Annotated in this window: 8 protein-coding genes; 4 read left to right on the top strand and 4 right to left on the bottom strand. The window is 47.5% G+C overall.

The genetic code is table 11. The features are described from left to right. From WC259_RS06750 to hrcA, 4 genes are all read right to left on the bottom strand, one after another. Positions 1-746 (bottom strand): DnaJ domain-containing protein (locus WC259_RS06750; protein ID WP_372643763.1); only part of this gene is annotated, 746 nt, incomplete at its 3' end. A gap of 151 nt (positions 747-897) precedes the next feature. Further along, complete coding sequence (dnaK, locus tag WC259_RS06745) at positions 898-2,808, bottom strand: molecular chaperone DnaK (RefSeq protein ID WP_012034149.1); 1,911 nt, start codon at positions 2,806-2,808, stop codon at positions 898-900. A 35-nt stretch (positions 2,809-2,843) separates the two neighbouring features. Continuing rightward, positions 2,844-3,407, bottom strand: coding sequence for a nucleotide exchange factor GrpE (locus WC259_RS06740; RefSeq protein ID WP_011309759.1), 564 nt, complete (start codon positions 3,405-3,407; stop codon positions 2,844-2,846). Between the two features lie 49 nt (positions 3,408-3,456). Continuing rightward, positions 3,457-4,494: a heat-inducible transcriptional repressor HrcA gene (gene hrcA / locus WC259_RS06735; RefSeq protein WP_015407914.1), complete on the bottom strand. Its 1,038-nt coding sequence runs from the start codon at positions 4,492-4,494 to the stop codon at positions 3,457-3,459. Between the two features lie 166 nt (positions 4,495-4,660). On the opposite strand from hrcA, the gene WC259_RS06730 reads away from it, so the two are divergent. Genes WC259_RS06730 through WC259_RS06715 form a run of 4 tightly spaced genes read left to right on the top strand, consistent with a single transcriptional unit; the run spans position 4,661 to position 7,588 of the window. Beyond that, complete coding sequence (locus WC259_RS06730) at positions 4,661-5,293, top strand: MBL fold metallo-hydrolase (protein WP_015407225.1); 633 nt, start codon at positions 4,661-4,663, stop codon at positions 5,291-5,293. A gap of 39 nt (positions 5,294-5,332) precedes the next feature. After that, positions 5,333-6,865 (top strand): caspase family protein, encoded by a 1,533-nt coding sequence (locus WC259_RS06725; protein WP_372643759.1) that lies wholly within the window; start codon positions 5,333-5,335, stop codon positions 6,863-6,865. Between the two features lie 44 nt (positions 6,866-6,909). Beyond that, complete coding sequence (locus tag WC259_RS06720; RefSeq protein ID WP_011309763.1) at positions 6,910-7,407, top strand: ribonuclease H-like domain-containing protein; 498 nt, start codon at positions 6,910-6,912, stop codon at positions 7,405-7,407. A gap of 55 nt (positions 7,408-7,462) precedes the next feature. Then, a complete protein-coding gene (locus tag WC259_RS06715) occupies positions 7,463-7,588 on the top strand; it encodes a hypothetical protein (protein ID WP_012984489.1) in 126 nt (41 codons plus the stop codon). Positions 7,589-7,847: the final 259 nt, after the last annotated feature.

The following is a 7,847-nucleotide window of genomic DNA, read 5'->3' as shown; positions in this document are numbered from 1 at the left end:
ATATACACATCTCCAGCAGAAGCGCCCTTGTCACCTACTCCGCCGTAGCCGTTAAGGCGTATTTGGTTTCCGTCTGCCACACCGGCAGGTATTTTTACCTGAACAGTCCGCTTGACGTATTCTTTACCCGTACCCCGGCACTTGGTGCAGGGTTCGCCAATAATAGTCCCCTCACCACGGCATTTGGGACAGGGAGTTACACTGGTAAAACGCCCGAAAACGCTTTTTTGCACCTGATAGACCTGTCCGGTACCGTTACAGCTGGTACATTTTACCGGCGAAGTGCCGGCTTTGGCACCTGTGCCGCTGCACTCGGTGCAATATTCAAGTCTTTCAGTGGTAATATCTTTTTCAACACCGGTTGCGGCTTCTTCAAGGCTTATCTTTATATCGTAAGACATGTCAGGCCCGCGACGAGGACCGCGTTTGGCACCCTGGGTAGCACCGCCAAAGAAGGTTTCAAAGATACTGCCCAAACCGCCAAAATCAAAGTTTTCAAAACCGCCCTGTCCGAAGGAATCCGCCCCGGCGCTGAAACCGAAACGGTCATAGGCCGCCCGTTTTTCAGGGTTGGAAAGAACCTCGTAGGCTTCGTTGACTTCTTTGAACTTGTCTGCCGCACCCTCTTCGTGATTACGGTCAGGGTGATGCTTCATAGCCATCTTGCGGAAGGCCTTTTTTATATCTTCGTCAGAAGCACTGCGTTCAAGACCCAATACTTCGTAATAATCTCTTTTATTAACCATAATTAATCATTATAACCTAAAAATTCATTTTATAAAAATAAGCCGGTTCAAACAGAATACATCTATATTTGCTACAGACCTGCCAAATAAAGGCGGGAGGGGGCATCACACCCCCTCCCAGAGGCCGCAGAACCAAATTCCCGGCCTTTATTTAGACTTCGCGGAATTCTCCCTCTACCGTACCTTCATCGTCAGCCTTTTTGCCTTCTGCTGAAGGTTCTTCCTGAGCGGGAGCACCCTCCTGTTGTTTGCCGTAAACGGCACTGCCTACACTCTGAAGAGCAGTTGAAAGCTCCTGAGTGGTTTTCTTGATAGCTTCCACATCATTGCCCTGCAGAGCAGTGCGGACTGCGGCTATCTTGCTTTCCAGTTCGGTATTCAGTTCAGCCGGTATCTTGTCCTTGTTGTCACGCAGGGTCTTTTCAGCATTGTAAGCCAGATTGTCCGCCACGTTGCGGGCTTCTATTTCTTCTTTACGTTTGGTATCTTCGGCAGCATGGGCTTCTGCCTCACGGGTCATCTTTTCCACTTCTTCCTTGGAAAGACCGGAAGACGCGGTGATGGTTATCTTCTGCTCACGCCCGGTACCCTTATCCTTGGCTTTGACGGAAAGCATACCGTTAGCGTCAATATCAAACGTAACTTCTATCTGGGGGACGCCTCGCGGGGCAGGCAAAATGCCGTCCAGCATAAAGCGGCCCAGAGTGCGGTTATCCGCCGCCATGGGGCGTTCACCCTGAAGGACATGGATTTCCACGCTGGGTTGGTTGTCAGCCGCAGTCGAAAATACCTGGCTCTTGGAAGTGGGTATGGTGGTATTGCGGGTAATGAGTGCAGTGGATACACCACCCAATGTCTCAATGCCCAGAGTCAGGGGGATGACATCCAGCAGGAGTACATCACTAACTTCACCCTTGAGCACGCCGGCCTGAATGGCAGCACCTATGGCAACCACTTCGTCAGGATTCACACCCTTGTTGGGTTCCTTGCCGAAGAAATCTTTGACCTTTTGCTGTACCAGCGGCATGCGGGTCTGTCCGCCCACTAGAATAACTTCGTTGATTTCGGCGGAAGTCTTGCCCGAATCTTTTAAAGCCTGGCGGCAGGGTTCAAGGCTCTTTTCAACAAGATCCATCACCATCTGCTCCAGCTTTGAGCGGGTAAGGATAATATTAAGATGCTTAGGGCCGGAAGCATCCGCTGTAATAAAGGGCAGATTTATCTCTGTCTGCTGAACAGTGGAAAGCTCTATCTTGGCCTTTTCAGCCGCTTCTTTCAGACGTTGCAGAGCGGTCTTGTCCTTGGAAAGGTCAATGCCCTGATCTTTCTTGTATTCAGCTATCAGCCAGTCAATAATCTTCTGGTCAAAGTCATCGCCTCCCAGATGAGTATCACCGGCAGTGGATTTTACCTGAAAAGTGCCTTCGCCCAGTTCCAGTATGGAAATATCAAAAGTACCGCCGCCCAAATCATAAACGGCTATAGTTTCATCTTTTTTCTTATCCAGACCATAGGCCAATGCGGCAGCGGTGGGTTCGTTGATAATCCGCAGAACTTTCAGCCCGGCAATAGCCCCGGCATCTTTGGTAGCCTGACGCTGGGCATCGTTGAAGTAAGCCGGTACGGTAATAACCGCTTCGGTTACTTTTTCACCCAGATAAGCCTCGGCATCTGACTTCAGCTTCTGCAAAATCATGGCGGAAACTTCGGGGGGGCTGAAATCCTTGTCGCCCATGACTACCCGGACTTCATTGTTATTCCCCTGAATCACCTTGTAAGGTTTGCGCTTGGCATCTGCCTCAACCGGCAATTCACGTCCGGCCGGTTCGCCCCATTTGCGTCCCATAAAACGCTTGATGGAATAAACTGTATTTTCAGGATTCAAAATTGCCTGATTTTTAGCCTGACGACCAACGATGCGTTCGCCGTTTTTATTTATCGCCACTACCGAAGGGATAAGCGTACTGCCTTCGGCAGAGGGGATAACTACCGGCTCGCCGCCCTGCATGACGGCAACTTCACTGTTTGTAGTACCAAGATCTATGCCAACTACTTTACCCATTAAATTTTCGTACCTCCTTGTTTGTTAAAAGAAATTTATTTCATATCTGAATTTTGCTGGCAGGGCTGGCTTCCATTGCCCACCACCACCAGCGAGGTCCTAAGTACCCTATCCCCTACCGTATAACCCCGACGGGCTTCGTGAAGAATTATGCCTTCCGGCCCGTCTTCACAGGCAACTGCTTCATGCAGGCGGGAATTAAACTGCTCTCCGGCGGCCGGAATAGCCTTAACCCCCTGATTATCCAGTATGGCCTGAAACTTGCGGACGATCAGGTCCAAGCCCTCTATAAATGGTTGCCCGGCAATATTAGCGGGAACAGATGTCAAAGCCCGTTCCAAATCATCCAATACCGGCAGAACCAGCATAAAGGCATTGCCTCTGGCCATATCACCCTGTATATTTCTTTCCTGTTCTATGTACCTTTTGTAGTTTACAAATTCGGCTCTGGCCCGTTTTAAGCTATCCAGATATTCCTCTGAACGCTTCTTTTCCTCTGCCAGTTGGGCATTCAGATTTTCCAGTTGCCCATCAGTTTTAGCCTGGGTATTTTCAGGGTGTTCATTTTCTTCTTTATCTTGCATTTTTCTATCTGTCATAATACCTTCCTCAATTGAAATGAAAATGCGTTACGGAATAAAGATGGTGCTATTCATCTTTGTCAACAGGCGCTTTGCCGTAAAGTTCGGCTACCAGAGTACTCATAACCAGAGACAAATAACTGACCGCCGACAATGCCCTTTCGTAGGCCATGCGGGTAGGTCCTATAACCCCGATAGTGCCCACAGCTTCATCAGGTATGCCGTACTGGCTGACTATCAGACTGTAATCACGTATTTCGGCAGAGGCATTTTCCTGCCCTATGTATACCTGTACACCCCGGTTAAAAGGCATGGGCGGTACAATCATCTTGGAAAGTTTCTTCTGCTCCAGCAGCTGCATTATCTCCTGAGCTCTCTGGTTCTGGTGAAATTCGGGCTGTTCCAGCATATAATGCAGCCCGTCAAAAAAGGGCTCACGGCTTTCCTGCTCATCTTCACCCCGCATCATCTTGACCAGACTGTCCTTAACCTTCAATTCATCATGGTTCAGACCAAGCGGTTTCTGATCTATCTGGAAACGGGTCAGACCATCATATGCGTCATTTAAGCGGTTTGATATAAGCGTAAGCTCAGGCTGGGAAACAACATTCTCAAAGTTTACAAGCTGCTGTTTTACCTTGGCTCCCCGAAGTATCAGGACTACCAGCACCAGATTATCCTGCAGGCTGACCAGCTCTATATGATGCACTTTGCCCTGGGTCTGGCGGGGCATGGTAACAACTGCCATACTCTGTACACGCTGGGAAAGCACAGCTACTGTCAGATTAAGCCATTCCTCCATCTCTTTTTCTACCTGATGAAAAAGATGGCGGATAAGAAACTTGTCATTGGTAGGCAATTCCACATCTTTAAGGGATTCTACGTAATAGCGGTATCCCTTATCAGCCGGAATGCTGCCGGCAGAGTGATGGGGACGAAGGATATAACCCTCAATCTCCAGCCGTACCACTTCGTTCCGTATGGTGGCTGAACAAATGTCCAAACCGCAATCTTCCAGTATGGAAGATGACGAAACCGGTACTGCTTTGGTTATATACTGCCTTACTATAGAACGCAGTATTATCTCTGCCCGTGATGTTAGCACTCTTGCTACCTCGTTAGCACTCTATTAGCCCGTTTGCTAATACAGGTATAATTTAGCATGACTGCCAACTACTGTCAAGGGTAATCCGCCGGACAGATACCAAATAAATAATAAAGTGACCAGCTTCAATTGACCCTCTGAAGGGGGTCTGATATAATTCACCCATATGGAAATTAAATGGTTAGGTCACTCGTGCTTTCGCCTTAAAGGCAAAAATACTACTATAATTACTGACCCGTTCCCCCCGAATTTGGGGTATGCGATGGGCAAACAGAGTGCTGAGGTAATTACCGTCAGCCATGCTCATCCCAATCATTCGTTTACTTCGGCTATTGATGGCAATCCCCACATTGTAAGCGGCCCCGGTGAATATGAAATCGGAGATGTTATCATTCTGGGTCTTTCCACCTTTCATGATGACTCCAAGGGCAGCGAGCGGGGTAAAAACACCATTTACCAGATGGAGATAGATGACCTGTCCATATGCCATCTGGGGGACATTGGACAGGGTCTGACTGACAGCCAGATTGAAGAGCTGGGACGGGTGGATATACTTCTTCTGCCGGTTGGCGGGGGCAATACCATCAGCCCGGGCAAAGCCGCCGAGATAATGCGCAAGCTGGAACCATCTGTTGTTATTCCCATGCACTTCCAAAGTGATTTATCAACCAGTTCCCTTTTGCCTATAGGCCAGTTTCTCAAGGAAATAGGTATAAGCAGTCTTGAACCCCAATCAAAGCTGAATATAACCAGAGGCAATTTGCCTGTTACCACCCAGGTTATGTTACTGCAGCCCTAAAACCCGGAAAACAAGAACTGTGCGGGAGGATAGCACTGAATGCACTACCTGAAACGGGTTGTCATTTCCTTCATTCTGGCTCTGGGGCTGGCCGCAGGTCTTCTGCCCCAAACGCCGGTTTTGGCTGTTTCCTCACATGAATACTGGGCAGTAGTGGTGGGTATTTCAGATTACCAGAAAATTACAGATGTAATAGGTCTGGCTAACGGTGCCCAGAAATTTGCAAATTCCCTCAAACAAGCTTGGGGGGATGACCATGTAATGTTGCTGACCGACAGCAAAGCGGACAAATATTCCATAAAGTCAGCTTTGGACTGGATGAAAGATAAAGAAGATGACAATGATACTGTTATCTTTTTCTTTGCCGGACATGGCGACAGCCATTCATACATAGCCCCGTATGATGCTTATTATGCCTCAGACTGGATTTCAAGCCAGGAGCTTTCAAACTGGCTTTCACCTATGGAGTCTCACTATCAGGCTATCATACTGGAATCCTGCTATTCCGCCAGCTTTGCCACTGATTTAAGCCAGACAGGGCGGATAGTTCTCTATTCATCACTGGCTACTGAAGTTTCCTGGGCAGACGGAGACAGCGGGCTTTTTTCCGGATATATAAATGACGGACTCAGCTATGTACCCAACGCAGATATAAACGGTGACAATATAATAACCTTGGAAGAGCTTTTTTACTACGCACAGCCCCTCACTACATATGAATCCCAATTAGCATCATCCCTTCAGCACCCTCTCCTTTCGGATGGAATAGGCGGAGAGCTCAGCCTTATCGGCAAACTCCTCCTTAGCACTTCGGTGCCTATAACCGGCAACTATAACTATCTGATAGTGGATGGCAAAACCTATTCACTTAGCTATACACAGTTCAACTTCACTCCCGGCACAACCCACGAAGTTACCGCTCTAAATGTAGAAATACTTCAGGGAATCCGTTACCTCTTTAAAAACTGGGCAGATGGAAATACCTCAGCCAGCCGTTCGTTCATAAGCGGTGCAAATCTGCAGGCAGTTTATTCCCGCCAGTATCTTTTAACCATAGACTCCCCTGCCGGTACGGTTACCGGTGCCGGATGGTATGACCAAAACACCTTTGCTTCACTTTCTGCCCCAAATATTGAAGATGGCGGAATACGCTACACATTTACCGGCTGGAGCGGTGATATCAGCGGGAGTTTGGCCAGCACCCGCCTTGTAATGGACAAACCCAAAACGATAAAGGCGAACTACAACACCGAATATCAGCTTAACCTGTCCTCTCCGTATGGCACACCTGACGGCGCCGGCTGGTATGCCGCAGGCAGCACCGTGAAATTAAGCGCACCCTCACCGGAGGGGTTTTTAATCCGCCAAGTATTTGAAAGCTGGAGCGGAGATTATAGCGGCACAGACGCAGGTGCAATCATTACACTTAATAAACCTATGAACATAACCGCCAATTTCAAGGCTGATTATACTTTTCTTTATATTGCCATCGGATTGGGATTACTGATAATTGTCTTGGTCATACTGGCAATATTCAAACGCCGAAAGAGCTATTATTACAATACTATCTGACAAACTGTTCCCCGTGTTTGAGAAAAGGACAACATTAAACCTGCATGGAAGCATATTTAGATATTGAAACAACAGGCCTTTCACCTTATCAGTCTGAGCTGACAGTCATAGGTATCCATCTGGTAAACGGCAGTTCTATACCGGGACTGATTCAACTGGTAGGCAGAGAATGCACTGCCGAAAACGTAATGTCATCTCTGGCAGGTGCAGATACAATTTATACCTATAATGGCAAGGGATTTGACCTGCCGTTTATTCACCGAAAACTTGGGATAGACCTGAGCCGTCATTTTAACCATCGTGACCTGATGTTTGACTGCTGGGCTAAAAACCTGAAGGGCGGATTAAAGAAAGTGGAATGCCAGTTGGGTATTCCCCGCCAGTTGACCGAGGTTAACGGATACGTAGCTGTCCAGCTATGGTGGAGTTACATAAACAAATCTGATATCGGGGCACTTGAAACACTGCTGGCCTACAACCGTGAGGATATAGTAAATCTTAAAACCCTTAAGGACATGTTATTAACTAACTGTACCTATTGACTGGCAAGTTTATCCTGACTATAATCATCAATAATGTATTTTAGGAGGCGTTAATATGGAATGGTATGAAATCCTTCTTATTGTGGTTGTACTTTGGGCGGTAGCTCATACTTACATGGACATGCAGATGAAGAAACAGGTAGAAAAACTTCAGAAAGAGTTTGATTCCCACAAGCATTAATCAGTTTTTGTTTTTAGCCTAAAGGGCCGGAGAAATCCGGCCTTTCTTTTTCCAGCCAAACTCCATTTTAGGCCATTATCCCCACCCGCCAGTATGCCATTTCAGCCATTTTCTAGTCCGTTCCGGCCGGGCATCTTCCCCTAAATTCCAAGTGCCCAGTTTTTGCCCGTAGACCCTCTCATGCAAGTAGCACCACTTTATGTAGAGTTATATTTTCATCAGGCGCAATCACACGGATACACTAGCATAAATATAAGAG

The organism is Dehalococcoides sp., assembly GCF_041654235.1.
Lineage (GTDB): Bacteria > Chloroflexota > Dehalococcoidia > Dehalococcoidales > Dehalococcoidaceae > Dehalococcoides > Dehalococcoides mccartyi_B.
The sequence above is the reverse complement of the archived record's forward strand: the minus strand, read 5'-3'. Positions and strand labels throughout refer to the sequence as shown.

Excerpts from the sequence above, each read along its gene's own strand:
- WC259_RS06720 (WP_011309763.1), top strand. The coding sequence starts at position 6,910 with ATGGAAGCATATTTAGATATTGAAACAACAGGCCTTTCACCTTATCAG.
- dnaK (WP_012034149.1), bottom strand. The coding sequence starts at position 2,808 with ATGGGTAAAGTAGTTGGCATAGATCTTGGTACTACAAACAGTGAAGTT.
- WC259_RS06730 (WP_015407225.1), top strand. The coding sequence starts at position 4,661 with ATGGAAATTAAATGGTTAGGTCACTCGTGCTTTCGCCTTAAAGGCAAA.
- WC259_RS06740 (WP_011309759.1), bottom strand. The coding sequence starts at position 3,407 with ATGACAGATAGAAAAATGCAAGATAAAGAAGAAAATGAACACCCTGAA.
- WC259_RS06715 (WP_012984489.1), top strand. The coding sequence starts at position 7,463 with ATGGAATGGTATGAAATCCTTCTTATTGTGGTTGTACTTTGGGCGGTA.
- WC259_RS06725 (WP_372643759.1), top strand. The coding sequence starts at position 5,333 with ATGCACTACCTGAAACGGGTTGTCATTTCCTTCATTCTGGCTCTGGGG.